We start from the raw sequence: 26,904 nt of genomic DNA, 5'->3' as shown, positions 1-26,904 counted from the left end.
GACCATACTGAAATTCTTACTGTAGCGTCACCCGGCATGGCTGGAAGTGGCTGCCCCGGACGGTCCCTGGCTATGAGTTCTGTTGCGCCGGAGGCGCGATGACCTCAAACCCGATACCGCGGCACCCGCAGCAGGTGACCAGCCGGTGGCTCTCCGGTGTATTGAGCGCCCGGGGCGAACCGGTCGAGGTGGCCTCGGTCGACGTCGTGCCGGTCGGCACCGGCCAGACCGGAGCCACCTACCGGGTGTCGGCGACCTACGCCGGCGATCCGGACGGCCTGCCGGGCAGCTTCGTGATCAAACTCCCGGCCGGCGACGATGCGGTCCGCGACCGGGTCGTGCTGGGCTACCGCAGTGAGTGCGCCTTCTACCAAGACGTCGCCGATCGCGTGCGGATACCGATACCGGAGTGCTTCCACTGCGAAATCAACGCGGACGCAACCGAGTACGCGTTGCTGCTCGCCGACCGGGCACCCGCGGTACAGGGCGATCAGATCGCGGGTTGCGACGAGCGGCAGGCCCGGTTGGCGGTGACCGCGCTGGCCGGGCTGCACGCGCCCACCTGGTGCGACGAGCAGTGGCTGACCTTCCCCGGCCTGGCGATGACCCAGTTGGACGAGGCCGGCGCCAAAGGCATGGGCGACATCGCCCGGATGTGCGCCGCCACCACCGTCGAGAGGCTCGGTGCGCAACTCGGTGTGGCCGACTGTGAGACGTTGACGGCCGCACTGGGTCTGATCACGCCCTGGGTGTCAGCACCACTGGGCCGGTTCGCGCTGATCCACGGAGATTATCGGCTGGACAACATGCTGTTCAGTCCGGATGGGGAACAGGTCTGGGTGGTCGACTGGCAGACCCTGGGCGTCGGCCTGCCGGCCCGGGACCTGGCCTACTTCACCGCCACCAGCTTGGCGCCCGAACTGCGCTCGGCGATCGAAGCAGATCTGGTCGCGGCGTATCACGCCGCGCTGCTGGGCTACGGGGTGAGTGCTTACGACTGGGAAACCTGTTGGCAGGACTACCGGTTCGGTGTGCTGCAGGCTCCGCTGATCTGCGCGCTCGGGCTGGTCTTCGCGACGGGCACCGACCGTGGTGACGACATGTTCGTCATCATGCTGCGGCGCGCCTGTCAGGCGATCAGGGACCTGGGCACGCTGGAGCTGGTGGCACAGCTGACCGGCTGATCACGAAAGAGAGGTCTGCTCTGATGGGTGCTCAATCACCGCGGCCGCCCGAGGGCGACTGGCTCGGAACCCCCTACCTCGAGTTTCGGCGGGAGGGGCCGCTGGCGGTGTGCACCCTGAACCGGCCCGAAGCCCGCAACGCGATGACCCCCGCGATGTACTTCGGCATTCGCTACGCGGTGGGCCTGGTCAACGCGGACCCGGACCTGGCCGGGTTGTTGATCACCGGTACCGGCGACGTGTTCGCCCCGGGCGGCGACATGGGCGGCGGCGGGGCGGACAACTGGATCACCTTCGGGTCCGCCCTCGGCATGGACGTCACCCCGTTCGACGCGTTGCGCAGCTCGGTCAAGCCGATCGTCTCGGCGGTCAACGGACTGTGTCAGGGCGGCGGGCTGCAGATCGCCTTGTGCAGCGACGTCGCCGTGGTCAGCGACCGGGCGACGTTTCGGGTGCCCGAGCTGTTCCGCGGCATCGCCGACACCTACTACAGCCAGGTGCTGGCGCGGGTGATCGGACCGGTCCGCACCCGGGACCTGATGTTCACCGGCCGCACATTCGGGGCGCAGGAAGCACTCGAATGGGGGATGGTGGCACGTGTGGTCCCGCACGACGAACTACCCGCGGCCGCCCGCGACGTCCTGGCCCAGTGCTGCCGGACGGCGCCGGCCGCGCGTGCGGTGGTCAAGTCGAGTCTGGACGCCTACCTCGGGCTGTTCGACCGGATCGGGATGAGCACCAGCCTGGGTGCGCCGGAGGCCGTCGAAGGCTTCCGGGCCTTCAAAGAGCGCAGGTCACCGGGGTGGGTGCACCCCGCGTTGCGGGTCGAGGGACGACTATAGATGAGACATTTGCTCTAAATGAGAATGGGTGTGCATCAAAAACAGAACGTGCTATCGCACTAACCACGAATCGGCTACTATCCACTCGGGTCGTATCGCGAGTGTTCTGAGGAGCCTGCCGCTATGGGGATGAAGGACCTGCTTCCGTGGTCCCCGCAGTCGGCGATCGGGCGGTTGTCGGAACCGATGCAGGCGGTCGGCGGGCTCTTCGCGATGTCGGTGGACGCGGTGAGATTCCTGTTCCGCCGACCCTTTCAGGCCCGTGAGTTCCTCGAACAGTCCTGGTTCGTCGCCCGCGTCTCGCTGGCGCCCACGCTGCTGGTGGCGATTCCGTTCACGGTCCTGGTCAGCTTCATTCTGAACATCCTGCTGCGCGAGCTCGGTGCCGCGGACCTGTCCGGTGCCGGTGCGGCGTTCGGCGCCGTCACCCAGGTCGGGCCGATGGTGACGGTGTTGATCGTCGCCGGCGCCGGTGCCACCGCGATGTGCGCCGACCTGGGTTCCCGCACCATCCGCGAAGAGATCGACGCCATGGAGGTGTTGGGCATCAACCCGGTGCAGCGGCTGGTGACGCCGCGCATGCTGGCGGCCGGGCTGGTGGCGTTGCTGCTCAACAGCCTGGTCGTGATCATCGGGATTCTCGGCGGCTACGTGTTCTCGGTCTTCGTCCAGGACGTCAACCCCGGCGCGTTCGCGGCGGGCATCACGCTGTTGACCGGGGTGCCCGAGCTGATCATCTCCTGCATCAAGGCGGCGCTGTTCGGTCTGATCGCCGGCATGGTCGCCTGCTACCGCGGCCTGACCATCTCCGGCGGCGGCGCCAAGGCCGTCGGCAACGCGGTGAACGAGACCGTGGTGTATGCGTTCATGTCGTTGTTCGTCGTCAACGTGGTCGTCACCGCGATCGGCATCAAGATGACGGCGCGCTGAGCCGTGGCACTGCGGGCTCTGCAGGCGGTCTATCCGGGCGTGACCCGGCAGGTCCGGCGGCCCATCGCCGCGCTGGGCCGGCTCGGTGACCACACGCTGTTCTACGGCAGGGCGATCGCCACCGCGCCGTTTGCGTTCACCCATTACCGCCGGGAGGTCATCCGGCTGATCGCCGAGATCAGCATGGGCACCGGGACCCTGGCGATGATCGGCGGCACCGTGGTGATCGTCGGGTTTCTGACCCTGGCGGCCGGCGGAACCCTGGCGGTACAGGGCTACAGCTCCCTGGGCAACATCGGCATCGAGGCGCTGACCGGGTTCCTCGCGGCGTTCATCAACGTCCGCATCTCGGCCCCGGTGGTCGCCGGTATCGGCTTGGCGGCCACCTTCGGCGCCGGGGTGACGGCGCAGTTGGGCGCGATGCGCATCAACGAGGAGATCGACGCGCTGGAGTCGATGGCGATCCGGCCGATCGCCTATCTGGTCAGCACCCGAATCGTCGCCGGGCTGGTCGCCATCACCCCGCTGTACTCCATCGCGGTGATCCTGTCGTTCATAGCCAGCCGGTTCACCACGGTCTTTCTGTTCGGGCAGTCGGCCGGCCTGTACGACCATTATTTCCGGACCTTCCTGAACCCCATCGATCTGCTGTGGTCGTTCCTGCAAGCCTTTTTGATGGCGGTCACCATCCTGTTGATCCACACCTATTTCGGCTATTTCGCGGCGGGCGGCCCCGCCGGGGTCGGGGTCGCGGTGGGCAATGCGGTGCGCACGTCGCTGGTCGTCGTCGTCTCGGTGACGTTGCTGGTCTCACTGTCGGTCTACGGCGCCAGCGGCAACTTCAACCTGGCCGGATAGCCGCTGCGACGAGGGCATGTGACCTAAGTGGTATTGGCATTCTCATTTTTTGGAAGTACCGTATCCATCGATGAATGACCCAGTGCAGACCTCTTCGGGAATACCGCTGAAACCGGTGTACGGGCCGGAAGACCGACGCGGCGAACCCGCCCCGCCGGGGACCTACCCGTTCACCCGGGGCAACTTCGCCTCTGGTTACCGCGGACGGCTCTGGACCTTCCGGCAATACTCCGGATTCGGCACCGCCGAGGAGTCCAACCGGCGCTACCGGTACCTGCTGGAGCAGGGCGGCACCGGACTGTCGGTCGCGCTGGACCTGCCCACCCAGTGCGGCTACGACTCCGACGATCCCGAGGTCGGTGAGGAGGTCGGCCGCGTCGGGGTGGCGGTGGACACCCTCGCCGACGCCGAGATCCTGTTCGACTCCATCCCGCTGGACAAGATCAGCACCAGCTTCACCATCAACGGCACCGCCGCCATCCTGTTGGCGTTCTATGTGGCGGCCGCCGAGCGTTCCGGGGTGCCGCGGGCCAAGCTCACCGGCACCATTCAGAACGACATCCTCAAGGAGTACGCCTCCCGCGGCACCTGGATCTGGCCGCCCGAACCGTCGCTGCGGCTGATCGCCGACACCATCGAGTTCTGCGCCGCCGAGGTACCACGGTTCAACGCGATATCGGTGGCCGGCGCGCACTTCCGCGACGCCGGCGCCAACGCCGTACAGGAGATGGCGTTCACCCTCGCCGACGGTGTCACCTACTGCGACACCGTGGTGGAGCGCGGGCGGATGACCATCGACCAGTTCGCCCCGCAGGTCTCGTTCTTCTTCTACACCCACGGCGACTTCTTCGAGGAGGTCGCCAAGTACCGTGCCGGGCGGCGCCGCTGGGCCACGATCGTCCGCGAGCGCTACGGCGCCGAGGCCGACAAGGCGTCGATGTTCCGGTTCGGCTGCGTGGCCGGCGGGGCATCGTTGTTCGCCCCGCAGGCCCAGAACAACCTGGTGCGGGTGGCGTACGAGTCGATGGCGGCGGTGCTGGGCGGGGTCCAGTCGATGTTCACCGCCGCCTGGGACGAGCCGTTCGCGCTGCCCAGCGAGGAGTCCGCGACGCTGGCGCTGCGCACCCAGCAGATCCTGGCCTATGAGACCGGGGTGACCCGCGTCGCCGATCCGCTCGGCGGTTCCTACTTCGTCGAGGCGCTCACCGACGCCACCGAGGAACGCATCATCGAGATCATGGACGACCTGGAGCGCCACGGCGGCATGGTCCGCGCCATCGAGGACGGTTACCTGCAGGGCCTGATCGCCGACGAGGCGTTCAAGATCCATCACGAGATCGAGTCCGGGGAACGACCGGTCGTCGGCGTCAACAAGTTCACGTCCGACGAGCCGCCACCGGAGATCGTCACCTACGAACTCGATGCCGAGGGCCGCGACGTTCAGCTCAAGCGGCTGGCTCGGGTCAAGGCCGAGCGCAACGCCGGCGACGTCGCCGCCAAGCTGGCCGCGCTGTCGCGCGCCGCGCAGGGCGAGGACAACCTGATGCATTCCCTGATCGACTGCGCCAATGCCTACTGCACGGTGGGCGAGATGGTCTCGGCGCTCAAGTCGGTCTGGGGCGAGTTCCAGCAACCGGTGGTGTACTGATGACTTCTCCGCTCGCCTCTTCTTCGCCGCTGCCGGCCCGGGTGCTGGTCGCCAAGCCCGGCCTGGACGGCCACGACCGCGGCGCCAAGATCGTCGCGCGGACCCTGCGTGACGCCGGCTTCGAGGTCATCTACACCGGTATCCGCCAACGGGTCGAGGACATCGTCGCCACCGCCCTGCAGGAGGACGTCGCGGTGGTCGGGCTGAGCATTCTGTCCGGCGCCCACGTCGCGCTGACCGCCCGTATCGTCGAGGCGCTGCGCGCCGCGGATGGCGGAGACATCGCGGTGGTGGTCGGCGGGACCATCCCGCAGTCCGACGTCGCCAAGCTGTTGTCGCTCGGCGCGGCGGCGGTGTTTCCCACCGGGACCTCGTTGGACGATCTGGTCACCGGGGTCCGGCAGGTCATCGGTCAGGCGGAGGCGAACTGATCATGCGACTTGGGGTGATGATCGGGGCCGAGCGCGGCGACATGGCGCGCAAGGTCGCCAAACTGATCGCCGACATCGAATGGGCCGACTCGGCGGGCCTGGCCACCGCGTGGATGCCGCAGGTGCCCGACGATTTCGACCTGCTGAGCATGGTGGCGCTGATGGCCTCGCACAGCAGCCGGATCGAGCTGGGCACCGCCGTGGTGCCACTGCAGGCCCAGCACCCGATTGCGCTTGCCCGCCAGGCGCTTTCGGTACATGCCATTTCGGCTGGTCGCCTGGCGCTGGGTGTCGGGCCGTCACACCACTGGATCATCCGGGACATGCTCGGCCTGCCTTACGACAAGCCTGCCGCCTACACCCGCGACTACCTGCAGGTGCTCAACGCCGCGCTGGCCGGCCCGGGACCGGTGGACGTCGAGAACGACAACTTCACCGTGCACAACCCGACCGCGCTCGGGGCGGTCTCGCCGATGCCGGTTCTGGTGGCCGCGCTGGGGCCGGTGATGCTGCAGATCGCCGGCGAACACGCCGACGGCACGTCGCTGTGGATGGCCGACGAGAAGGCGATCGCCGAGCACATCGCGCCGAAGATCAACAAGGCCGCCGCGCAAGCGGGCAAGCCCGCACCGCGCATCGTCGCCGGTATCCCGGTCACGCTGTGCGCCAACTCCGAGATCGAGGCCGCCAAGGAGCGTGCCAACCGGATCTTGGCCGAGGCCGAGACCTCGCCCAACTACCAGCGCCTGCTCGACCGCGGTTCCGCCCGTGATGTCGGCGATTTGTGCGCCGCCGGTGATGAAGAGTCAATCCTGAAGCGGTTCAAGCAGTTCGCCGATGCCGGGGTGACCGACCTGTCGGTGCGGCTGCTGCCGATCGGTGAGAACCGCGACGAACTGGTCGCATCGAAGTACCGCACCCGCGAGGTGATCGCCGAACTAGCCAAGGCCGTCTAGGTGAGCGGACCGCTTGCCGGAATCCGCATCCTCGAAGTGGGAGTGATGCTCGCCGGTCCGTACGCGACCATGCTGCTGGCCGACCTCGGCGCCGAGGTCATCAAGATCGAGCCGCCGGGCGGGGAGATCTCCCGTGAGGTCGGCCCCAGCTACTTCGCCAGCCTCAACCGCAACAAGCGCAGCATCTGCCTGGACCTGACCTCGGAGTCCGGGCAGGCCCGGCTGGGGGAGCTGGTCGCCGAATCCCATGCGCTGCTGGTGAATATGAAGCCCTCGGTGATCCGCAAGCTCGGCCTCACTTACTCGGCACTGTCGCGTTTCAATTCGCGCATCGTCTGCGTCGCGCTGACCGGGTTCGGGCTGGACGGCGGCGACGAACCGGCCTTCGACTACGTGATCCAGGCCGCCACCGGAATCGCCGCGATGACCGGCGACCCGGCCGGCCCGCCGACGCTGCCGGGGTACTCCTCGGCCGACAACTCCACCGGGCTGGCGGCCGCGCTCGGCCTGCTCGCGCAGATCGTCAGTGGCCGCGGCGGCCAGGTCGAGGTATCACTGCTGGATGTGATGCTGTCCCAACTGAACTACCGGGCGTCGGCCTACCTCAACGACGGCATCGAACCGCAACGGTTTCCGCACGGCGCGCACTCGTACTACGTTCCGGCTCAGCTGTTTCCGACAGCTGAGGGTTATCTGGCGCTGTTTGTCACCCATGACGGGTTCTGGAAGGCCTTCGCCGCGGAGGCGGGCATCGACGGCTTCGCGACCATGGCCGAGCGGGTGTCCCGCCGCGAGGAGGTGCTCTCCGTCGTCACCGTCGCGCTGGCCGCCGACACTGCGGCCGGCTGGGAGCGGCGGTTGCGGCCGCTGGGCATCCCGGCCGCCGCCGTGCGCACGCTTCCCGAAGCGCTGAAGGAGTACACCCACGCGATCGTGACGGCTGGTGATTTCCGGTTGGTGGGCAGCCCGATTCGCGTCGCAGGGTACGAACCGGCCTACCGACCGCCGCCGACGCTGGAGGGCTAACGCCGAAGGCTCACACCGTGACGATGCTCGCCGACGCCGTCCCAGGCGCGCCGTAGACCTGGGCGAAACCGACCTTGGGTTCGCCCGGCACCTGACGCTCACCGGCCTGTCCGCGCAACTGCAGCACCAGCTCATGCAACTGGCGCAGCCCCGAGGCGCCGATCGGCTCGCCGTTGGCGATCAGCCCGCCGTCGGTGTTGACCGGAAGCGACCCGGAGATCTCGGTTGCGCCGTCGGCGAGCAGCTTCTCCTGGTCGCCGTCGGCGCAGAAGCCGCACTCGGCCATGTGGATCACCTCGGCACCGGCGTCGGTGTCCTGCAGCTGTACCACGTCGACGTCTTCGGGTGCCACACCGGCGATTTCGAAGGCGGCGCGCGCCGCATACACCGTGGGCGCGACGTCCTCCTCGATCGGAGCCGACGTCCCGTGCACCTCGTAGGCGCCGTAGGTGCGGGTCCGGATCTCGGTCGCCTTCAGATACACCGGCTTGTCGGTGTAGCGGTGGGCGATGTCGCCGCGGCACATGACGATCGCGGCGGCGCCCTCATCCGGCGCGCAGAACATGTACTGCGTCAGCGGGTAGTTGAGCACCGTCGAATTGAGGATGGCGTCCTCGGACATCGGCTTGCGCCGGAAGGCATTCGGGTTCAGGGCTCCGTTGCGGAAGTTCTTGGCGGCGACCTTGGCCAGCGTCTGCTGGGAGATGCCGTGATCGTGCAGGTAGCGGTTGGCCTTCATGCCGAAGAACTTGGTGGTGACGAACTGCCCGTTCTCGGCGTACCAGGCCGGCAGCGCCAGCTTGGCCGGATCGTCGGTGAACGCCCCGCGCGGGTGTTTGTCCATGCCGATTGCGATGCCGATGTCGTATTTGCCGGAGCGGATGTTGTCGGCACAGACCTGAGTGGCGGTCGCCGCAGTCGCGCAGGCGTTGAACACATTGGTGAACGGGATGCCGGTGAGCCCCACCAGTCGCGTCACCGCGTCAGGATTGGAGATCTCGTAGCTGCCGCCGACCCCGAACTGGATGTCGCGCCACTCGACGCCGGCATCGGCCAGGGCGGTGTGGATCGCCTCGGCGCCCATCTGCATCGCCGACTTGTCGAACCGGCCGAACGGGTGCAGGCCGACGCCGATGATCGCCACATCATTGTTCGCTACGGTCATTGTCCAGGCCTCCTTAGACGGGCTGGAAGGCCCAGGTGAGGATCTCGGTTCCGTCGTCGTCGACATAGAACGGCACCATGGTCAATTCGACGCCCATCCCGAACTGCAGCTTGGCGGGATCGGATTCGGTCAGGCGGGCCTCGACCTTGATCACATCGCCGAGCCGCACCAGTCCGACCCCGAACGGCGCGAAGCCCTCGGCGGACTCGCCTCCGGCATAGGGCAACTTCGGTACGAAGCCCTGGGTCGTCCAGGCTTCCAACGTGCCCCGTCGGGGCAGCAGCAGATCGCGCATCCGCGGGCCACTGCAGTGCGGGCAATGGTCCTGTCGGGGCCACACGGTGGCCTCGCAGTCGTCGCATTGACTACCGATCAGCGCCGGGTTCTCGTCGGGCCAGTTTGTGACGTCGGGAGCGAGGACTTTACGCATCGGCGAGGCCCGCCGGCGAAGTGCGCATACACCGTGTGGAAATCACATTCTCGATTAGAGCATATGTGCCTACGGGAATGGAAGCCGGGATCGGGCGGATCGGTCGTGTGACCGTTTGTCCCGGGTCCGACGAGCGTGCGCAGATGCACGTATTCACGCGGCGTGTCGCGGACAGACGCGCACGCTCGCGAGATAACGGGACCCCCGCTCGCGGGGAACGGGGGAGGGGGAGATCAGTCGGCGAGGCCGTGGGCGCAGAAGTCCCAGACCTCGTCGGCCTTGATCGGGTGGGTGCCCGGTTCGTCGGAGTCGGCGCTGGACTGCGCCACGAACATGACGGTCTGCATGGTCATCGCCGCCATGCGCCGGGCGTTGACTCCGGGTCGCAGCTCGCCGGCCTCGTCGGCGGCCTCCATCAGCTCGGTGAGCAGGGCCAGCAACGGGGTGAAGGCGACTCTGACCTCGGTGGGGTGCGAGACCAGCAGCCGCGGCGCGAAATCGGTGAACAGCGGGCGCTTGGCCGACGGGTCCGGCCGGGAGAGCTCGAAGAGCAGCTCGACGGCCACTTTGAGCCGTTCCAGCGGCTTGGTCTTGTCCTCGGTGGCGGCCCGGATCTGGTCGGCGGTCCGGCTCAGGGCATCCTCGAACAGCGCCAGCAGCAGTTCGTGTTTACCGTTGAATTGCAGGTAGAAGCTGCGCAGCGACTGCCGTGAGCGCTCGACGACCTCCTGGACGGTGAAGTCGGTGCTGCCCTTCTCGATGATGATGGCCTGGGCCGCGTCCAGAAAGCGCTGAACGCGCTGGGCGGCCCGCAGTCGCGCGGTCTTGATCGACCGTTCGACTGCCCGCTGCTTCCAGACCGGCTCCTCTTCGGGGTTGCTCACCAGCGGCTCCGGAGGTTGCCTTTTTGGGAGAACACGAATGCACCCTACCGGAGAATGTGGCCATGGCGACGGCGCCGATCGGGGCGCTGCCGTACCGGTGTAGAAGATGGTAACTTTCCTAGAATGAGAAGCGGCTTCTCCCGCTTTGCCGACGCAGCCGGAAGCCGTCGGTTAGACCGGCGCCGATCCCGCAACTGACAAGGACGTCCATGTACATCGATTACGAGGTCGCCGAGAAGATCGCGACCATCACCCTGAACCGTCCCGAGGCGGCCAACGCCCAGAACCCCGAGCTGCTCGACGAGCTCGACGCGGCCTGGACGCGTGCCGCCGACGACGACGACGTCGCTGTCATCGTGGTACGGGCCAACGGCAAACACTTCTCGGCCGGCCACGATCTCAAGGGCGGTGGCCCGGTGCCCGACAAGATCACCCTGGAGTTCATTTACCAACACGAGTGCAAGCGCTACCTGGAGTACACCCTGCGGTGGCGCAACGTGCCCAAGCCCTCCATCGCCGCGGTGCAGGGCCGGTGTATCTCCGGGGGGTTGATGCTGTGCTGGCCGTGCGATCTGATCATCGCCGCCGACGACGCCCAATTCTCCGATCCGGTCGTGCTGATGGGTATCGGTGGCGTCGAATATCACGGGCACACCTGGGAACTGGGACCGCGTAAAGCCAAGGAGTTGCTGTTCACCGGCCGCGCGATGACCGCGCAGGAAGCCGAGCAGACCGGCATGGTCAACCGGGTGGTGCCGCGCGACCAGCTGGACGCCGAGACCCGCCGGCTCGCCGAGCACATCGCCACCATGCCGTCATTTGCGCTGCGGCAGGCTAAGCGCGCGGTCAATCAGACCCTCGACGTGCAGGGCTTCCACTCGGCGATCCAGTCGGCGTTCGACATCCACGAAACCGGACACGGCAATGCGCTGTCGGTGTGCGGGTGGCCGGTGCTGGTCAACCTCGACCAGATGAAGACGAAGGTCGAATAAGCCGGGGCCTTCATTCCGCCGCGAGATTGCAACCACGCACGTCGTTCGCCACTTTTGCGTGCGTGAGTGCAATCTCGCGACCCGAACTCAGCCCAGCTGGGCGCGCAGCTCCCGTTTGAGCACCTTGCCGTAGCTGTTCTTGGGCAACGCGTCGACGAACTCGTAGCGTTTCGGGCGCTTGAACCGGGCGATGCGTTGCAGCAGATGGGCGTCCAGCTCGGCGATGGAGGCATCGCCGACGATGAACGCGACCACGATCTCGCCCCACTCGGGATCCGGCGCGCCCACCACACCGGCTTCGGAGACCCCGGGATGGTCCAGCAGCGCCTCCTCGACCTCGCGGGGATAGATGTTGCTGCCACCGCTGATCACCACGTCCTTCGAGCGGTCCCGCAAGGTGAGGTAGCCGCGGTCGTCGAAGGAACCCTGGTCGCCGGTGAACAGCCAGCCGTCCTCGTTGATGGCCTCGGCGGTCGCGCCCGGGTTGTTCCAGTACCCGGCCATCACCACGTCGCCGCGGCAGACGATCTCGCCGACCTCGCCGGCCGGGGCGGGCGTGCCGTCCTCGCGCAACACCGCCACCTCCACACCGGAGCGCGGCCGGCCCACCGAAGCCAGGATCGCGTCGTCACCGGAATGGTCGGCGCGGCTCAGGCCGGTGATGGTCATCGGCGCCTCGCCCTGGCCGTAGAGCTGGGCGAACACCGGCCCGAACGCGGCCAGCGCACGCTTGAGGTCCCCGAGGTACATCGGGCCGCCGCCGTAGATGATGGCGCGCAGGTGGGCCGGGCGCTCGCGTCCGGTTCTGACCAGGCGTGCCACCATGGTCGGCGCCAGAAATGCGGTGGCGCCGCGATGGTGCCCGCACAGGTCGAGGAATTCGTCGGCGTCGAACGAGCCCGACGCCGGCACCACCTGCCGGGCCCCGCGCAGCACGTACGGCGCGATGTACAGCCCGGATCCGTGCGACATCGGGGCGCCGTGGATCAGGCTGCAGTCGGCGTCGGGGTCGTCGAGGTCGGCAAGGTGCGCCACCGTCATCGCCATCAGGTTGCGGTGGGTCAGCATCGCGCCCTTCGAGCGTCCGGTGGTGCCGCTGGTGTAGAACAGCCACGCCAGCCGATCCGGATCCGGGTCGGGTGATGTGCACGGCTCGTTGTGGAGTCGCTCCAGATACGTCGCGCCGCCGAGGGTTTCGACCGGGGTGTCGACTGCCGCTGCCAGGTCGGGTGTCAGCGTCGGGGAGGCGAAGACCCGGCTCGCCCCGGCGTCGGAGATGATCTGGGCCATCTCCCGCGGGTGCAGCTTGTAGTTGAGCGGGACGACGACGCAATCGGCCGCCCAGGTGGCGAACATCAGCTCGATGATCTCGGGCCGGTTCTCGCTGGCGATCGCGATCCGCGCGCCGGGCCGCACCGCCCCGCGCAACGATGCCGCCAGGCGCAGGGCGCGATCTGCCAGCTCGGCCCAGGTATGCAGTTGGCGCTCACCGTGATACACCGCTCCTCGCTCGCCGAATCGGACCGCGGCCTGATCCAGGCAGGTGAACAGATTCACGGCCGCACCCAGTGGGAGTCCAGCCCGAACTCCGAGAGATATTTGGTCGAGCTCCAGCCGCCGTCGACCACGATGGTCTGGCCGTTGATGAATGCGCCGGCTTCCGAGCACAAAAAGGCGACGGTATTGGCGATGTCGGCTACCCGCCCCAGCCGCGGGTAGGGCGTCATCTCGGTGTTGATCTTGCGGAATCGCGGGTCGTCGAGGCGCTTTTCGACCATGGGCGTCACGGTGACCCCGGGCGCCACCGCGTTGCACCGGATGCCCTGTGCGCCGTACTGGCAGGCGATGTGGGTGGTCAGCGCGGTCAGGCCGCCCTTGGCCGCGGAGTACGCTCCGCCGCGCAGGCCGCCGACCACCGCGAAGGTGGAGGTGACGTTGATGATCGCCGACCCGGGGCGCAGGTGCGGCAGCACGTCTCGCGCCAGCCGGAACGGCGCCCGCAGCATCAGATTCAGGAATTGGTCCAAGGTTTCGTCGTCGGTCTCGTGCAACGGTTTGGGGCTGCCGACGCCGGCATTGTTGATCAGGTAGTCCACCCGGCCCCAGCGGGCCAGTGCGGCGTCGATGATCTGCGCGGGAGCCACGTCCTGCGTCAGGTCGACGGCCAGGGTGGCGATGCGATCCCCATCGGCGACCTCGGCCGCCAGAGCCGCGAGTCGCCCCTCGTCACGGCCGGTGGCCAGCACCGCCACGCCGTCCTCGGCAAGCTTTGTGGCGCAGCCGAATCCGATTCCACTGCTGGCGCCGGTCACGATCGCCACCTGCATGCTCAGTCACCTCCGTTATTGCGGGCCAGCGCGGCCCGGATGCGCTGTTTGACAACCTTGCCGGCGTCGTTCTTCGGCAGTTCGTCCCAGATCTCCACCTGCTCGGGAGCCTTGAACACCGCGACACCGTGCGCGGTCAGCATGGCGCGCAACTCGGCGACGTCGGGACCGGTGTCGCCGGCCGCAACGATCACGGCACAGGCCCGCTCTCCGGTGCGCGCATCGGGCAGGCCGACCACCGCGATCTCGGCGATTCCCGGATGCCCGGCCAGGATGTCCTCCACCTCGCGCGCGGAGATGTTCTCGCCGTTGCGGATGATCACGTCCTTGAGGCGGCCGGTGACGACCAGATAGTCGTCGTCCACCCAACGTCCCAGATCGCCGGTCGCGAAGTAGCCCTCGGTGTCGAAGCAGTCGCGCTCGTCCTCGGGGTGCAGATAACCCACCAACATCTGCGGTCCGCGGACGTAGATCTCGCCCTCTCCCGGCGGAGCGCCGTGGTGGTCGACCAACTTGATGTCGGCGATCCCGGCCCGGCCCTCGGTCTCCGCGGCGTAGGAGAGTTCGCCGGGGCCCACCGCGCCAACGGTGCTGACCGGAACCTCGCTGGACCCGTACACCCGGGTGACGGCAGCGGTACGGAAGTAGCCGGCCGCGTCGCGGATCAACGACGCCGGGACCGACGCGCCGCCGCAGACGAAGAGCTTCAGGTCGGGCAGGCGGGTGCCGGCGCGCCGGGCGGCGGCGAGCAGCTGGTCGAGAAACGGTGTCGCCCCGGCCACGTGGGTGCAGTGTTCGGCGAGCATCAGTTGCACGGCCGCGTCGGCGTCCCAGGTGTCCATCAGCACGGCGGTGGCGTCCAGCAGCAGCGGGGCCTCGAACGCGTAGATCGACCCGCCGATGTGGGCGATCGGGGACGGCACCAGAAACGTGGCACCGGTCGCCGCCGGCCAGTATCGACCCAGCTGCCGGATCAAAGCGTTGATCGAATTATGGCTGTGCAGAACGCCTTTGGCCCGGCCGGTGGTGCCCGAGGTGTACAGGAGCAGCCGGACGGCGTCGGGATCGACCCGCGGCAGGCGGACCGGTTCCACGACGCCGTCGGTCAGCGCGCGATAGTCGGTACGGGCGCCCGGTTCGGCGGCGCGCACCAGCACCAGCTCCGGTGGCTCGGGTAACGCGCCGTTCACCCGGGTCAGCATCGCCGCATAGTCGTGGCCACGAAACACGTCCGGCGCGAACAGCAGTCGGCTTCGCGAGTCGGCGAGGATGAACTTCAGTTCGGCGTCTCGCAGTGACGGCAGGATCGGGTTGACCACCATCCCGGCCAGGGTGGCGGCCAGGTAGACGACGGCGGCCTCGTGCCAGTTCGGCAGCATGAACGACACCACGCTGCCGCCGGGCATGCGCTCCAGCATCGCCTGCGCCAGGGCCGTGGCCCGGGTGTGCAGCTCCCGGCAGGTCAGCCGGACTTCACCGTCGATCAGCAGCACCCGCTGCGGGTGCTGCGCGGTGGCCTGCGCCAGGGTGTCGCCCAGCGTCGTCACGGACTGCCCGGTCCTATCACCCGGTGCAGCGTCATCGAGTATTGGTAACCGTCGCCGGCATGGGTGTTCACCGTCACCTGGGCGATCTCACCCTCGGAGGTGGTGTAGGTGCGTTGCATCTGCAACGCGGCGGCGCCGGGATCGACGGCCAGTTCCTCGGCGAGTTCCGCGGTGATGATCACCGCCCGGATGTGCTGGCGGACCTCGACGATGCTGACCCCGAACATGTCCTCGACCAACGGGAAGATCGGTCCCGAATGCCGCTGCAGCAAGCGGCCGACACCGGCGAAGGCCCGGTTGATGTAGTACTCGGTCCGGCAGATCGGCGCAGTCTGGCCCTCGGTCCGTCGATTGCCGCGCACCGTCAGCCAGTCGCTACCGGTCGGCAGGCCGGTGCGCGCTGCCGCATCGTCGTCGATGGTGATCATGGCGTTGGAGTCGATCTCAAAGGTGGAACCGGCGGCGAATGCGACCAGATCGTCGATCGACACCACGTCGTGGGCGTAGCAGTTCGTCGCGGTGCGGGGAATCACCACGGTGCCGGCGCGGGGCCGGGAGACGACGAGGTTGTCCTCTCGCAGCCGCCGCAGCGCCTCGCGGACCGTGTAGCGGCTGACGGTGAACCGTTCGCACAGCTCATGTTCGGTGGGCAGCTGCGAGCCGATCGGATACACCCCGTCGGCGATCTCCTTGCGCAGCACCCGGGCGACCTTCAGGTAGCGGTGGTCGGTCACGGGCCGACCGGACGTAGTGCCAGCACGCTGCCGTCCCCGTCGGCGGCGACGAACAGGGTGCCGTCGCGGCTGCGTGCGATGCCGGCGAACGGGCCCTGCGGACCGGAGAACGGCGGCATGCCCCGCAGTGGCTTGGGTGCCACGCCCGGCGGCGGCCCGACCGGCAGCCCGTCGGCGATGGCGTGCCGCGTCCCGGTGTCGAGGTCGACGGCGAGCACCCGGCGGGCGCCGGCGTCGACGAGGTAGAGCCGGCGGTCGGCCACCAGAATGCCCTGCGGGCACGACAATCCGTCGACCACCGTCTCGACGCCCGAGGCGCTGACCCGCACCACCCGCCCGGCGCCGGATTCGGCCACCAGGTATGAGCCGGCTTCGGCGTCCTGGGCGAGTGCGATCCCGACCGGACCGGCCAGGCCGTGTGCGAGCACGTCGACCGCACCGGCGCGAACGCCCAGCACCCGGCCGGTGCCGAACTCGGTGACGGCCACGCCGGCGGGTCCCGCGGCCACCCCGTAGAGCTGGTCGAAGCCGTCGGCGAGTACCTCGCTGCGCGACTCGGCCGGAACGTAGCGGCTGACCTGCCCGCCGGAGGTGGTGACGACGAACTCGCCGGGACCGACGGCGGCGACCCCGCGGATGAAACCGGGATAGCCTGGCGTGAACAGCATTCCGAGTGTTTGCAGACGCCCATCCGGACCGACCGCGTAGAAGTAGGTGCCGTCGGCGACGTAGAGGGTGCCGTCGTCGTCGAGGGTCAGATCCAGTGGCCAGTTCAGCCCGCCCGGCAGCGCGGTGGTCACCTCGCCGTCGGCGGCGACCTCGGTGATCTCCCCGCTGAAGTTGGAGACGAACAGCCGGCCGTCGACGAAAGTGCAGTTGTCCAGCCCCGGCGCCAGTTGCGCCAGCACGGTGCGCTCGCCGGTGCGGGGGTCGATGCGCAACACCGCGCCGCTGGCCGCCTGGGTGGAGACGATGCGGCCGTCCGCGTCGAACTTCACCGAGTCGGGTACGCCCAGATCGGCGGCAACCCGTTGCGGTGCGGCATCATCGGCATACGGGTCGATCCGCCAGATCTCGTTGGCGGTCATCACCGGGAAGTACAGCAGGCCGTCGGGTCCGACCTCCATGGCATTGGGCGACGGGAGGTTCTCGGCCAGGATGCGCTGGGCGCCGGTGGCCCGGTCGAGCTCCATCAGGCGCCCGCCGTCGCGGCATTCCCCGATGAACAGCCGGTCGCGATGCACGGTGATCCCGTTCGCGCAGGGCAGGTCGTCACGCAGCACCCGACTGCGTCCCGAGGCGTCGAGCGCGCTGACGCGGGCGTCCATCACCTCGGTGGCATACAGATTTCCGGCACTGTCGAAGGCCACGTCGTCGGGCGCGACGATGTCCCCGCCGCGGGGGCTCACCGCGACCAGTTCGCCGGTGGCCACGTCCAGCGCACTGATCTGGCTGCCGGTCACCTGCGCGACATAGACCCGCCCGTCCGGACCGGTCCGCAGGCCGTTGGCGCCGAACAGCCGGCTCGGAGCGGTGATCCGCTGCAGTCGCCAGCCCGCTGCGATCGCCGGACTGGTCAGGACGTCACGGGAGAGCAGGTCCGTCATGACTCCGGACGTTATCAAGCGCAGTTAGTCCAGACAATAGCCGCCGTAACTCGGTGCACTGCCCTTGACGGGCAAATAACCCCTGCGGAATAGTGTTCTGCAATACGCAGAACGGAGTATTTTGTCCGAACAATTGATGGTTGCTGGGGCGACGGGGGAAGCCCCCGGGGGCGGACCGCTGCACGGGGTGCGGGTGGTCGATCTGACCACGATGGTGATGGGCCCCTACTGCACGCAGATCATGGCCGACATGGGTGCCGACGTCATCAAGGTCGAGCCGCCCGAGGGCGATGCCACCCGCTACATCTCGGCGGGCCCCGCGCCGGACATGAGCGGGGTGTTCGTCAACGTCAACCGCGGCAAACGCGGCATCGTGCTGGACCTGCGCACCGACGAGGGCCGGAAGGCGATAACCGCGCTGATCGCCGGCGCCGACGTGTTCGTCCACTCGATGCGGGCCAAGGCGGTCGCGAAACTGGGTCTGGACTATGACTCGGTGGCCGCCATCAACCCGCGGATCGTCTACACCAACTGCTACGGCTACGGCCGCCGCGGCCCGGACGCCGACCGTCCGGCCTACGACGACACCATCCAGGCCGAATGCGGACTGCCCGCCGTGCAGCAGCAGCTCACCGGGCGGGCCGACTACGTCGGCACCATCATGGCCGACAAGATCGCGGGGCTGACCGCCCTGTACGCCACGATGATGGCGCTGTTCCACCGGGAGCGCACCGGGCAGGGCCAGGAGGTCGAGGTCGCGATGTTCGAGACCATGGCCTCGTTCATGCTCGTCGAACACGCCAACGGCGCGATGTTCGACCCGCCGCTGGGCCCGGCCGTCTACCCCCGCACGGTAGCGCCCAACCGGCGGCCGTATGACACCAGCGACGGGCAGATCGCGGCGTTGATCTACAACGACAAACACTGGAACGCCTTCATCGACGCGGTGCAGCCGTCCTGGGCGTCGCCGCAGTACGCCACTCTGGCGCAGCGGGCCCAGCGGATCGACACCGTCTACGGGCTGGTGGCGCAGACCGTGAAGGAGCGCACCACCGCCGAGTGGCTGAAGCTGTTGCGCGAGCTGGAGATACCGGCCGCCCCGCTGAACACGCCGGGGGCGCTCTTCGACGACCCGCACCTCAACGCGGTGGGACTGTTCGAGACCGTGGACACCCCCAACGGTCCGGTGCGTTTCCCCGGCGTGCCCACCTGGTTGTCGCGCACCCCGGGCCGGGTCGCCGGCCCGGCGCCGGAGCTGGGCGCGCACACCGCGGCGGTGCTCGCCGAACTGGGACTCGAGCAGGGCACCGTATGACGCTCGACTTCGACATGGGGACGCGCGCCGGCGAGCTGCGGGGGCAGCTGCGTGAACTGATCAGTAAGGAGCTTCCCGAACAGTTTCCGGGCGCGTTCACCGACGATCCCGCTGATCTTGCTGCCGCGCAACGGTTCTGCCGCGTGTTGGCCGAGCGCGACCTGCTGTGCCTGTCCTGGCCGAAGGAATTCGGCGGGGCGGACGCCTCGGTGTGGGAGCAGACCGTGGTGCGCGAGGAGATGTGGGCGCACCACGAACCGCGCGGGGCGCAGTACATGGGGGTGAACTGGGTCGGGCCCATCATCATGCGGCACGGCACACCCGAACAGCAGCGCCGGCACCTGCCGCCGATCGCGGCCGGCGACGTGATCTGGTGTCAGGGGTTCTCCGAACCCGAAGCCGGCTCGGACCTGGCCTCGCTGCGTACCCACGCCCGCCGCGATGGGGACGGCTGGCTGATCAACGGCCAGAAGATCTGGACCTCGTACGCCACCATGGCGCAGTGGTGCTTCCTGCTGGCCCGCACCACCCGGGTCGGCGAAGGGCAGGTCACCAAGAAGCAGCAGGGCCTGACGGTGTTCCTGGTCCCGATGGACGACCCGGCGATCCAGGTCCGGCCGATCCGCACCATGATGGGCCCGCACCATCTCAACGAGGTGTTCTTCGACGACCTGCGCGTCACCGACGCCGACGTGCTCGGCGAGGTCGATGCGGGCTGGTCGATCGTGGCCGACGTGATGGCTTTCGAGCGGGTGGGCATCGCCCGGTATGCCCGCTGCGAACGCCTGCTGGCCGCCGCCCCGCACGCCCTCGAGCAGCGCTGGGACACCCTGCCCGGCGAGTTGACGGCCCGCTGGGTGCGCATGCTCACCCACTGCCGGCGCGCCCGGCTGATGGGATACCGGGTGGTGTCCCTGCAGGCCAGTGGGCGTATTGCGCCCGGAGACGCCGCCGCCTACCGGATCGCGGTCACCCGCCTGGACCAGGAGAGCGCGGAGGTGCTGATGGAGATCGCCGCCGAAGCGCCGGACACCCCGCAGGCGCGGTGGTTCCGCGCCGAGGTCGAAGACCACTGGCGCTACTCGCAGGCCGCCACCGTTTCGTCGGGAAGCATTGAGATGCAACGCATCCTGCTCTCCCGCGCCCTGTTGGCGGCGCGACAATGATTCTCGAACTCGGCGACGGCGCCGAAGAATACGGCCGGGCGGCACTGCGGGCGTTCGAAGCGGCCGGTGGCGACGACCTGGTGGTGCGCGCCGATGCCGACCCCGCCGGGCGCGAGCAACTGGTGGCGCCGATCCTGAACGGGATGGGCGCCTTCGACCTCAAACCCCGCACCGATGCCGACGAACTCGAAGCGGCCGCCGCGCTGTGTCGCAGCGCCGGTTATTGGGCCGTTCCCTACCCGCTGGCCGAATGCCTTGCGGCGCCGGCTGATCTCGATGATGTCGAAGGGCTGATCGTGGTCGCCGAGCATGCCCCGGCCGGTGCGGTGGCCGGACTGCCGAAGCGGTGGGCCGCGGTGACTCTGGCCGGTGCGCGCAGCACCGTGGCGGCAGTGTCCACGCCGGGGCCGGCACTGGTGTCCGAGCTGACGCTGACGGCGATCGACGACGACGGTGCCGACGATGTGGCGCTGGGGCTGGTGCTGGGATGCTGGACGCTGCTGGGAATGCTGGACCGGGCACTGGATCTCACGATCGCCCATGTGCGGCTGCGCCAGCAGTTCGGCCAGCCGCTGTCGGCATTTCAGGGCGTGCAGTTCCAACTTACCGACGCCGAGGTGGAACGCGCCGGGCTGGACATGCTGGCCAAACACGCGCTGTGGAGCATCGCGGCCGGGCGCCCCGAAGCGGTCGACGACGCCCTGGCGCTGCGGTCGGCGGCGCTGGAAGCGGCCGAGGTGGTGTTCCGGGTCTGCCATCAGCTGCACGGTGCCGTCGGGTTCTGCGATGAGACGGCACTGTCCTGGCTGTCGCGCTACAGTCAGCCGCTGCGCCGGCTGCCCTGGGGGCTCTCGGCGACCCGCGAGCTGCTGGTCCACCGCGTCGGCCGAGTTGGATTGGCGGGACTCTACGCATGAAATACGACCTGCCGCAGGAGATCGCGGTGGCCGGCGACGGCCCGGTCCGCACCGTGACGATCAACCGGCCAGACGAGCTCAACAGCGTCAACGCGAACCTGCACTGGGGTCTGGCCAACGTGTGGCGGCAGTTGGCCGCCGACAAAACGGTCCGCGTCGTGGTGCTGACCGGCGCCGGGCGGGCGTTCTCCGCCGGCGGCGACCTGAACTGGATCACCACCTTCCTCGACGACGAATCCGCCCGTGACGAGAGCATCCGCGAAGGCGCTGCGATCGTCGAGGAGATGCTCCGGTTCCCGCTGCCGATCATCGCGGCCGTCAACGGCCCGGCGGTCGGGCTGGGCGCCAGCGTGGCGCTGCTCTGCGACATCGTGTTGATCAGCCAGACCGCCTATCTCGCCGACCCGCACGTTGCGGTCGGCCTGGTCGCCGGTGACGGCGGCGCCGCGTTGTGGCCGTTGCTCACCCCGATCCTGCGGTCCCGCGAGTACCTCTACACCGGTGACCGGATCGATGCCGCCACCGCAGTTGAACTGGGACTGGCCAGCCGCACGGTGGCACCCGAAGAAGTGCTGCCCCAAGCTCATCGGCTAGCCGAACGGCTGGCCGCCCAGCCGCCCGAGGCGCTGCAGGGCACCAAGCGGGTGGTCAACATGTACCTGTCGCAGGTGCTGGGCGGGCCCTTGCAGGCCGGGTTCGCCGCCGAGGTGGCCACCATGAAGACACCCGAGCACCGGGAGCGCCTCCTGGCCTTCCAGAAGCGGGCGAACCGGCGATGACCCCCACCTCCGATTTCCGCGCCCAGGTACGCCAGTGGTGCCGCGACAACGTCCCGGCGGATTGGCGCCGCACCCAGACCGGGGTCGGGGAGCAGGAATTCGTCGACTTCCAGCGCAGCTGGTTCGCCACCCTGCACAGCGCCGGGTTCGCGGTGCCGCACTGGCCGCGCGAGTGGGGCGGCGGCATGTCGGTAGCCGATCAGGCCGTGCTGTACCAGGAGCTGGCCGCTCACGACGCGCCGCGGCTGGTGCTGGCGTTCGTCGGCATCCACCACGCCGCGGCGACCCTGCTGGCCGCCGGCACCGAGGGACAGCGCCGCCGGCATCTGCCGGCGATCCTCGACGGCGAGATCTGGGTCCAGGGCTTCTCCGAACCCGAAGCCGGCTCGGACCTGGCGTCGCTGCGCACCACGGCCCGGCGGGTGGGCGATGACTATGTAATCAACGGCCAGAAGCTGTGGGCCAGCGGCGCGAGTTACGCCCAATGGTGTCTGTTGCTGGCCCGCACCGACCCGGACGCCCCCAAGCGCAAGGGCATCTCCTACTTCCTGTTGGACATGGACACCCCCGGAGTCCAGGTGCGGCCGATCCGTAACGCCGTCGGCGACCAGCACTTCTGCGAGATCTTCCTCGATGACGTGGTGATCCCGGCGGCCAATCTGATCGGGGCCGAGAACACCGGCTGGCAGGTGGCGCAGGCGACGCTGGGCGCCGAACGCGGCATGACCATGCTCGAGCTGGCCGAGCGGCTGGGCTGTGCCGGATTCCGCTGGCTGGTGCAGGCCGCCCCGACCGATGACCCGGTGGTGGCCGACAGGCTGGCGCAGCTCGAGACCGAGATCACCGGCCTGCGCGCGATGTGCCGCCAGTTGGTGCGCGACGTTGAGGCGGGCACCGCCGGGCCGGCCGACGCCTCGATCGTGAAACTCTTCTACAGCGAACTGCTGCAACGCCTCACCGATTTCGGCACCGAGATCAGCGGACTGGCCGCGCACACGGCGCTGGCCAAACCCCTGTCCAGCGGGTGGGAATCCGGTTCCTGGGTGCTGGATTTCATCGGCTCCTGGGAGTGGACTATCCCCGGCGGCTCCAGCGAGATCCAGCGCACCATCATCGGCGAACGCGGCCTGGGATTGCCGCGAGAACCGAGCCTGCCGTGACCACAACCGATTTCGCCGAACTGCACGACGACCTCCGAGCCGTCGCCGCCGACGTGCTGTCCCGCGGCCGTGTCGTCGACTGGCCGACCATGGCCGACGCCGGCTGGGTCGGGCTGGAGGTACCCGAGGCCTTCGGCGGGGCCGGTGCGACGTTCGCCGAGGTCGCCGTGGTCTGCCAGGAACTGGGCCGCGCCGCCGCGGCAACGCCCTACCTGGGCAGCGCGGTGCTGACCGTCGGCGTGTTGACCACGCTGCAGGACAGCGTGGTTCGTGATGCGCTGGTGGCCGATGTCGCCACCGGCGCGGCTCAAGTGGCGGTGGCGATCGGAGACTTCACCCTCGACGCCGACCGTCGATTGACCGGCCGCGCCGATTTCGTTCCGGACGCCGAAGGCGCCGACCGGTTACTGGTGCTGGCCACCGATGCGTCCGGCGCCGATGTCGCCGTCGCCGCCGAGGGCCTGACCGTCACCCCGCAACCGGTGCTCGACGAAACCCGCCGGGTCGCCACCGTGACCGCCGACGGGATCGAGGTGGCCGAACCGCTGCGGTTCGCCGGCGGCGCGCGGCCTGTCCTGAATCGCGCGGCCGTCGCGGTGGCCTGCGACAGCCTGGGCCTGGCCGAAGCGATGCTCGCCGCAACCGTGTCCTATGCGCAGACGCGGGAGCAATTCGGCCGTCCGATCGGTTCCTTTCAGGCCGTCAAACACGCCTGCGCCGACATGCAGGTGAAAGTCTCGGTGGCCCGCGCCCTGGTGCGCGAGGCCGTTGAGGCGGTGGTCGCGGTGGCGGGCCCCGACGGCGCGGAAATCGAAGCCGATGCAGCCGTGGCCATGGCGAAGTCCTATACCTGCGGTGCCGCCGTCGACGTGGTCGGCAAGGCCATGCAGCTGCACGGCGGTATCGGCTACACGTGGGAGAGCGGCATCCACGTCTATCTGAAACGCGCCGTCTTCAACCGGTCGTTGTTCGGGTCACCGGCAGCGCACCGGCAACGTCTCGCTCAACGGTATTAACAAGCAGAACAAGGAGTTTCGACTGTGGGTGTACCCGTTTACCGCCGGATACTGGAATTGTTCGAAGCCGAGGGCGTCGACACGCTGTTCGGCATCCCCGACCCCAACTTCGTGCACATGTTCGTCGAGGCCGAGCAGCGCGGCTGGTCGGTGGTGGCCCCGCACCACGAGGAGAGCGCCGGATTCATGGCGGAGGCGGCGTCCCGGATGACCGGCCGGCCGGGGCTGTGTATCGGCACGCTGGGTCCCGGGGTGGCCAACATCGCCGGGGCGATGATGTGCGCGAAGGTGGAGAACTCCCCGGTGGTGTTCCTAGGCGGGCAGCGGGCCCGCATCACCGAGCGGCGGGTGCGGCGCGGGCGTATCCAATTCGTCCGGCAGGAAGAGCTTTTCACGCCGTCGGTGAAGTACAGCGCGTCGATCGAGTACGCCGACCAGACCGATGAGATCGTGCACGAGGCCATCCGGCGCGCCATGTCCGGCACGCCCGGGCCGTCCTACATCGAATACCCGTCGCATGTGATCCTCGAAGAGCTCGACGTCGCCGGGCCGCCCGAGCCGCACCGCTACCGGCTGGTGAATCAGCGGGCCGGTGCGCCCGAGCTCGCCGAAGCCGCCGAGATCATCCGCAACGCGGCCAACCCGATCCTGCTGGTCGGTCACGGGGTGCACACCTCGCGCAGCGGGGCGGCGGTGGCCGAGCTCGCCGAGCTGATGGCGTGTCCGGTGATCCAGACCTCCGGCGGTACCGCGTTCATCCCCGGGCTGGAAGACCGCACCTTTCCCTACGGGTTCTCCTCATCGGCGGTCGAGGCGGTGGCTGCCTCCGACGTCTGCGTGGCGCTGGGCACCGAGCTCGGCGAGCCGGTGCACTACGGCACCACCCGGCACTGGGCGGAGCGCAACGCCGAGCGCAAGTGGATCTACGTCGAGCAGGATCCGCTGGCGATCGGGGTGAACCGGCCGGTCGACGTGCCGCTGGTGGGCGACCTGCGCGGTGTCGTCCCGCTGCTGGTCGAGGCACTCAAAGACCGTCCACGCTCCCCGTCACCCGACCTGGCCCGCTGGATCAAACAGGACGCCGAGCAGTTGGCCGAGCTGGCCGAGACCGCTCCGGCCGGGCGTTCTCCGGTGCATCCGGCGCGCTTCGTGGTCGAGGCCACTCGGGCTTTTCCCGCCGACGGCATCATGGTCCGCGACGGCGGCGCCACCGTCATCTTCCAGTGGACCTATTCCCAGGCCAAACCCCACGACGTGATGTGGAACCAGAACTTCGGTCACCTGGGCACCGGGCTGCCGTATGCGGTGGGCGCCTCGGTCGCCGAGGGCGGTAAGCGGCCGGTGATGCTGCTGACCAGTGACTCGGCGTTCCTGTTCCACATCGCCGAGCTGGAGACCGCGGCCCGGCTGAAGCTTCCACTGGTCTGCGTGGTCGGGGTGGATCACCAGTGGGGCCTGGAGGTCGGGGTGTACAAGCGGACGTTCGATCAGCCGTCGCCGCAGCCCGGGGTGCACTGGAGCAAGGATGTCCGGTTCGACAAGATCGCCGAGGGGATGGGCTGCCGCGGGGAGTACGTGCAGGACGAGGCGGAGATCGGGCCGGCGATCAAACGCGCCTACGCCGCCGGCGGGACAGCGGTGATCCACGTGTGCATCGACCCGAAGGCCAACTCGGAGGAGATGCCCAACTACGCCGAGTTCCGCACCTGGTACGCCGAAGGAACCCAGTGACGAGAATGCTATTCTCGTTTGCGACTAATGAACATCCACATGGGGTTTTGATGAGCTGGAGGAGACCATGTCCGGCGGAATGAGCTTCGAGCTGACCGAGGACCAGCAGCTGATCCGGCAGTCGGTCGCCGAACTGGCATCCAAGTTCGACGACCACTACTGGATGACCAAGGACTTGGCGCACGAATTCCCGCGCGAGTTCTACGACGCCATCGCCGGTGGCGGCTGGCTGGGCATGACCATCCCCGAGGAGTTCGGCGGCCACGGGCTGGGCATCACCGAGGCCACCATCCTGGCGGAAGAAGTGGCGCGTTCGGGCGGCGGCATGAACGCCGCAAGCTCGATCCACCTGTCGATCTTCGGTATGCAGCCGGTCGTGGTCTTCGGCTCGGAGGAGATGAAGGCCGAAACCCTGCCCCGCATTGTCAGCGGCGACCTGCACGTGTGCTTCGGCGTCACCGAACCGACCGCGGGCCTCGACACGTCACGGATCACCACGTTCGCCAAGCGCGACGGCAGCGACTACGTAGTGAACGGTCGTAAGGTCTGGATCTCCAAGGCGCAGGAGTCCGAGAAGATCCTGCTGCTGACCCGCACCGAGTCCCGCGAGGACGTGCAGAAGCGAGGGGGCAAACCCACCGACGGTCTCACCCTGTTCCTCACCGATATCGACCGCGACCACGTCGAGATCCGGCCGATCACCAAAATGGGCCGCAACGCCGTCGGCTCCAACGAGGTGTTCATCGACGACCTGCGAATCCCGGCCGAACACCGGATCGGTGAAGAGGGCAAAGGCTTTTCCTACATCCTGCACGGGCTGAACCCGGAGCGCATGCTGATTGCCGCCGAGGCGCTGGGCATCGGCCGGGTCGCGCTGGACCGCGCGGTCCGCTACGCCAACGAGCGTGTGGTGTTCGACCGGCCGATCGGCATGAACCAGGGGATCCAGTTCCCGCTCGCGGACTCGCTGGCGCGCCTGGATGCCGCCGAGTTGATCCTGCGCAAGGCCACCTGGCTCTACGACAACGGCAAGCCGTGCGGCCGTGAGGCCAACATGGCCAAATACCTCTGTGCCGATGCCGGTTTCGGGGCCGCCGACCGGGCGCTGCAGGCCCACGGCGGCATGGGCTACTCGGAGGAGTATGCGGTGTCGCGGTACTTCCGCGAGTCGCGGCTGATGAAGATCGTGCCGATCAGCCAGGAGATGATCCTGAACTTCCTGGGCTCGCACGTGCTCGGACTACCCAGGAGTTACTGAT

Annotated in this window: 25 protein-coding genes; 17 read left to right on the top strand and 8 right to left on the bottom strand. The window is 68.4% G+C overall.

Features of this window, described 5'->3' with window-relative positions; genetic code table 11:
- Nucleotides 1-98 precede the first annotated feature (98 nt).
- From G6N23_RS16680 to G6N23_RS16645, 8 genes are all read left to right on the top strand, one after another.
- Nucleotides 99-1,184, top strand: a complete 1,086-nt coding sequence (locus G6N23_RS16680) for a phosphotransferase family protein (protein ID WP_085258920.1) — start codon at nt 99-101, stop codon at nt 1,182-1,184.
- Nucleotides 1,185-1,207: 23 nt separating this feature from the next.
- Entirely contained in the window at nt 1,208-2,026 is an 819-nt protein-coding gene (locus tag G6N23_RS16675) for an enoyl-CoA hydratase/isomerase family protein (protein WP_085258921.1), read from the top strand.
- Between the two features lie 123 nt (nt 2,027-2,149).
- The gene (locus tag G6N23_RS16670; RefSeq protein ID WP_085258922.1) at nt 2,150-2,956 is read left to right on the top strand and encodes an MlaE family ABC transporter permease; all 807 of its coding nucleotides are present in this window, start codon (nt 2,150-2,152) and stop codon (nt 2,954-2,956) included.
- Between the two features lie 3 nt (nt 2,957-2,959).
- Nucleotides 2,960-3,814, top strand: a complete 855-nt coding sequence (locus G6N23_RS16665; protein WP_085258923.1) for an MlaE family ABC transporter permease — start codon at nt 2,960-2,962, stop codon at nt 3,812-3,814.
- Nucleotides 3,815-3,884: 70 nt separating this feature from the next.
- Nucleotides 3,885-5,462 carry a methylmalonyl-CoA mutase family protein gene (locus G6N23_RS16660; protein WP_085258924.1) on the top strand — a complete coding sequence of 526 codons (1,578 nt, stop codon included), beginning with the start codon at nt 3,885-3,887 and terminating at the stop codon, nt 5,460-5,462.
- Nucleotides 5,463-5,491: 29 nt separating this feature from the next.
- Nucleotides 5,492-5,893, top strand: a complete 402-nt coding sequence (locus G6N23_RS16655; RefSeq protein WP_029248941.1) for a cobalamin B12-binding domain-containing protein — start codon at nt 5,492-5,494, stop codon at nt 5,891-5,893.
- Nucleotides 5,894-5,895: 2 nt separating this feature from the next.
- Complete coding sequence (locus G6N23_RS16650; RefSeq protein WP_085258926.1) at nt 5,896-6,849, top strand: LLM class F420-dependent oxidoreductase; 954 nt, start codon at nt 5,896-5,898, stop codon at nt 6,847-6,849.
- On the top strand, nt 6,850-7,875 hold the full coding sequence (locus G6N23_RS16645; protein WP_085258927.1) for a CaiB/BaiF CoA transferase family protein: 1,026 nt from the start codon (nt 6,850-6,852) through the stop codon (nt 7,873-7,875).
- Nucleotides 7,876-7,885: 10 nt separating this feature from the next.
- Here G6N23_RS16645 and G6N23_RS16640 read toward each other — a convergent pair whose 3' ends face one another.
- The 3 genes from G6N23_RS16640 to G6N23_RS16630 all read right to left on the bottom strand — a co-directional run bounded on the left by G6N23_RS16640 (nt 7,886) and on the right by G6N23_RS16630 (nt 10,354).
- Nucleotides 7,886-9,040: a thiolase family protein gene (locus G6N23_RS16640; RefSeq protein ID WP_085258928.1), complete on the bottom strand. Its 1,155-nt coding sequence runs from the start codon at nt 9,038-9,040 to the stop codon at nt 7,886-7,888.
- A gap of 13 nt (nt 9,041-9,053) precedes the next feature.
- The gene (locus G6N23_RS16635) at nt 9,054-9,470 is read right to left on the bottom strand and encodes a Zn-ribbon domain-containing OB-fold protein (RefSeq protein WP_085258929.1); all 417 of its coding nucleotides are present in this window, start codon (nt 9,468-9,470) and stop codon (nt 9,054-9,056) included.
- 233 nt (nt 9,471-9,703) lie between these two features.
- Entirely contained in the window at nt 9,704-10,354 is a 651-nt protein-coding gene (locus G6N23_RS16630) for a TetR/AcrR family transcriptional regulator (protein ID WP_173675004.1), read from the bottom strand.
- A 209-nt stretch (nt 10,355-10,563) separates the two neighbouring features.
- Between G6N23_RS16630 and G6N23_RS16625 the strand changes: the two genes are divergently transcribed.
- The gene (locus G6N23_RS16625; protein ID WP_085258931.1) at nt 10,564-11,346 is read left to right on the top strand and encodes an enoyl-CoA hydratase; all 783 of its coding nucleotides are present in this window, start codon (nt 10,564-10,566) and stop codon (nt 11,344-11,346) included.
- 87 nt (nt 11,347-11,433) lie between these two features.
- Here the strand turns inward: G6N23_RS16625 and G6N23_RS16620 are convergent, their stop codons facing one another.
- The 5 genes from G6N23_RS16620 to G6N23_RS16600 are packed head-to-tail and all read right to left on the bottom strand — an operon-like array spanning nt 11,434 to nt 17,561.
- Nucleotides 11,434-12,903 carry an AMP-binding protein gene (locus tag G6N23_RS16620; protein ID WP_085258932.1) on the bottom strand — a complete coding sequence of 490 codons (1,470 nt, stop codon included), beginning with the start codon at nt 12,901-12,903 and terminating at the stop codon, nt 11,434-11,436.
- Entirely contained in the window at nt 12,900-13,673 is a 774-nt protein-coding gene (locus G6N23_RS16615) for an SDR family NAD(P)-dependent oxidoreductase (RefSeq protein ID WP_085258933.1), read from the bottom strand. The genes G6N23_RS16620 and G6N23_RS16615 overlap by 4 nt, the downstream gene beginning before the upstream one ends.
- Before the next feature lie 2 nt (nt 13,674-13,675).
- On the bottom strand, nt 13,676-15,220 hold the full coding sequence (locus G6N23_RS16610; protein ID WP_095173721.1) for an AMP-binding protein: 1,545 nt from the start codon (nt 15,218-15,220) through the stop codon (nt 13,676-13,678).
- The gene (locus tag G6N23_RS16605) at nt 15,217-15,954 is read right to left on the bottom strand and encodes a GntR family transcriptional regulator (protein WP_085258935.1); all 738 of its coding nucleotides are present in this window, start codon (nt 15,952-15,954) and stop codon (nt 15,217-15,219) included. Before G6N23_RS16605 ends, G6N23_RS16610 begins: the two co-directional genes overlap by 4 nt.
- Nucleotides 15,951-17,561, bottom strand: a complete 1,611-nt coding sequence (locus G6N23_RS16600; protein ID WP_085258936.1) for an SMP-30/gluconolactonase/LRE family protein — start codon at nt 17,559-17,561, stop codon at nt 15,951-15,953. Before G6N23_RS16600 ends, G6N23_RS16605 begins: the two co-directional genes overlap by 4 nt.
- Nucleotides 17,562-17,739: 178 nt before the next feature.
- Between G6N23_RS16600 and G6N23_RS16595 the strand changes: the two genes are divergently transcribed.
- From G6N23_RS16595 to G6N23_RS16560, 8 genes are all read left to right on the top strand, one after another.
- Entirely contained in the window at nt 17,740-18,876 is a 1,137-nt protein-coding gene (locus G6N23_RS16595) for a CaiB/BaiF CoA transferase family protein (RefSeq protein ID WP_085259013.1), read from the top strand.
- Nucleotides 18,873-20,042 carry an acyl-CoA dehydrogenase family protein gene (locus tag G6N23_RS16590; RefSeq protein ID WP_085258937.1) on the top strand — a complete coding sequence of 390 codons (1,170 nt, stop codon included), beginning with the start codon at nt 18,873-18,875 and terminating at the stop codon, nt 20,040-20,042. Before G6N23_RS16595 ends, G6N23_RS16590 begins: the two co-directional genes overlap by 4 nt.
- The gene (locus tag G6N23_RS16585; protein WP_085258938.1) at nt 20,039-20,959 is read left to right on the top strand and encodes an acyl-CoA dehydrogenase family protein; all 921 of its coding nucleotides are present in this window, start codon (nt 20,039-20,041) and stop codon (nt 20,957-20,959) included. Before G6N23_RS16590 ends, G6N23_RS16585 begins: the two co-directional genes overlap by 4 nt.
- Nucleotides 20,956-21,738, top strand: coding sequence for an enoyl-CoA hydratase/isomerase family protein (locus G6N23_RS16580; RefSeq protein WP_085258939.1), 783 nt, complete (start codon nt 20,956-20,958; stop codon nt 21,736-21,738). Before G6N23_RS16585 ends, G6N23_RS16580 begins: the two co-directional genes overlap by 4 nt.
- Complete coding sequence (locus G6N23_RS16575) at nt 21,735-22,898, top strand: acyl-CoA dehydrogenase family protein (protein ID WP_085258940.1); 1,164 nt, start codon at nt 21,735-21,737, stop codon at nt 22,896-22,898. The genes G6N23_RS16580 and G6N23_RS16575 overlap by 4 nt, the downstream gene beginning before the upstream one ends.
- Nucleotides 22,895-23,914, top strand: coding sequence for an acyl-CoA dehydrogenase family protein (locus G6N23_RS16570; protein ID WP_085258941.1), 1,020 nt, complete (start codon nt 22,895-22,897; stop codon nt 23,912-23,914). Before G6N23_RS16575 ends, G6N23_RS16570 begins: the two co-directional genes overlap by 4 nt.
- A gap of 24 nt (nt 23,915-23,938) precedes the next feature.
- On the top strand, nt 23,939-25,645 hold the full coding sequence (locus G6N23_RS16565; protein WP_085258942.1) for a thiamine pyrophosphate-binding protein: 1,707 nt from the start codon (nt 23,939-23,941) through the stop codon (nt 25,643-25,645).
- A gap of 67 nt (nt 25,646-25,712) precedes the next feature.
- Complete coding sequence (locus tag G6N23_RS16560) at nt 25,713-26,903, top strand: acyl-CoA dehydrogenase family protein (RefSeq protein WP_085258943.1); 1,191 nt, start codon at nt 25,713-25,715, stop codon at nt 26,901-26,903.
- The last annotated feature ends 1 nt before the right edge of the window (nt 26,904 follow it).

The organism is Mycolicibacter terrae, from assembly GCF_010727125.1.
GTDB lineage: Bacteria > Actinomycetota > Actinomycetes > Mycobacteriales > Mycobacteriaceae > Mycobacterium > Mycobacterium terrae.
This window is presented reverse-complemented; position numbering and strand designations above follow the sequence as displayed.

Excerpts from the sequence above, each read along its gene's own strand:
- G6N23_RS16580 (WP_085258939.1), top strand. The coding sequence starts at position 20,956 with ATGAAATACGACCTGCCGCAGGAGATCGCGGTGGCCGGCGACGGCCCG.
- G6N23_RS16680 (WP_085258920.1), top strand. The coding sequence starts at position 99 with ATGACCTCAAACCCGATACCGCGGCACCCGCAGCAGGTGACCAGCCGG.
- G6N23_RS16600 (WP_085258936.1), bottom strand. The coding sequence starts at position 17,561 with ATGACGGACCTGCTCTCCCGTGACGTCCTGACCAGTCCGGCGATCGCA.
- G6N23_RS16585 (WP_085258938.1), top strand. The coding sequence starts at position 20,039 with ATGATTCTCGAACTCGGCGACGGCGCCGAAGAATACGGCCGGGCGGCA.
- G6N23_RS16560 (WP_085258943.1), top strand. The coding sequence starts at position 25,713 with ATGTCCGGCGGAATGAGCTTCGAGCTGACCGAGGACCAGCAGCTGATC.
- G6N23_RS16640 (WP_085258928.1), bottom strand. The coding sequence starts at position 9,040 with ATGACCGTAGCGAACAATGATGTGGCGATCATCGGCGTCGGCCTGCAC.
- G6N23_RS16660 (WP_085258924.1), top strand. The coding sequence starts at position 3,885 with ATGAATGACCCAGTGCAGACCTCTTCGGGAATACCGCTGAAACCGGTG.
- G6N23_RS16625 (WP_085258931.1), top strand. The coding sequence starts at position 10,564 with ATGTACATCGATTACGAGGTCGCCGAGAAGATCGCGACCATCACCCTG.
- G6N23_RS16575 (WP_085258940.1), top strand. The coding sequence starts at position 21,735 with ATGACCCCCACCTCCGATTTCCGCGCCCAGGTACGCCAGTGGTGCCGC.
- G6N23_RS16670 (WP_085258922.1), top strand. The coding sequence starts at position 2,150 with ATGGGGATGAAGGACCTGCTTCCGTGGTCCCCGCAGTCGGCGATCGGG.
- G6N23_RS16615 (WP_085258933.1), bottom strand. The coding sequence starts at position 13,673 with ATGCAGGTGGCGATCGTGACCGGCGCCAGCAGTGGAATCGGATTCGGC.
- G6N23_RS16675 (WP_085258921.1), top strand. The coding sequence starts at position 1,208 with ATGGGTGCTCAATCACCGCGGCCGCCCGAGGGCGACTGGCTCGGAACC.
- G6N23_RS16635 (WP_085258929.1), bottom strand. The coding sequence starts at position 9,470 with ATGCGTAAAGTCCTCGCTCCCGACGTCACAAACTGGCCCGACGAGAAC.
- G6N23_RS16590 (WP_085258937.1), top strand. The coding sequence starts at position 18,873 with ATGACGCTCGACTTCGACATGGGGACGCGCGCCGGCGAGCTGCGGGGG.
- G6N23_RS16650 (WP_085258926.1), top strand. The coding sequence starts at position 5,896 with ATGCGACTTGGGGTGATGATCGGGGCCGAGCGCGGCGACATGGCGCGC.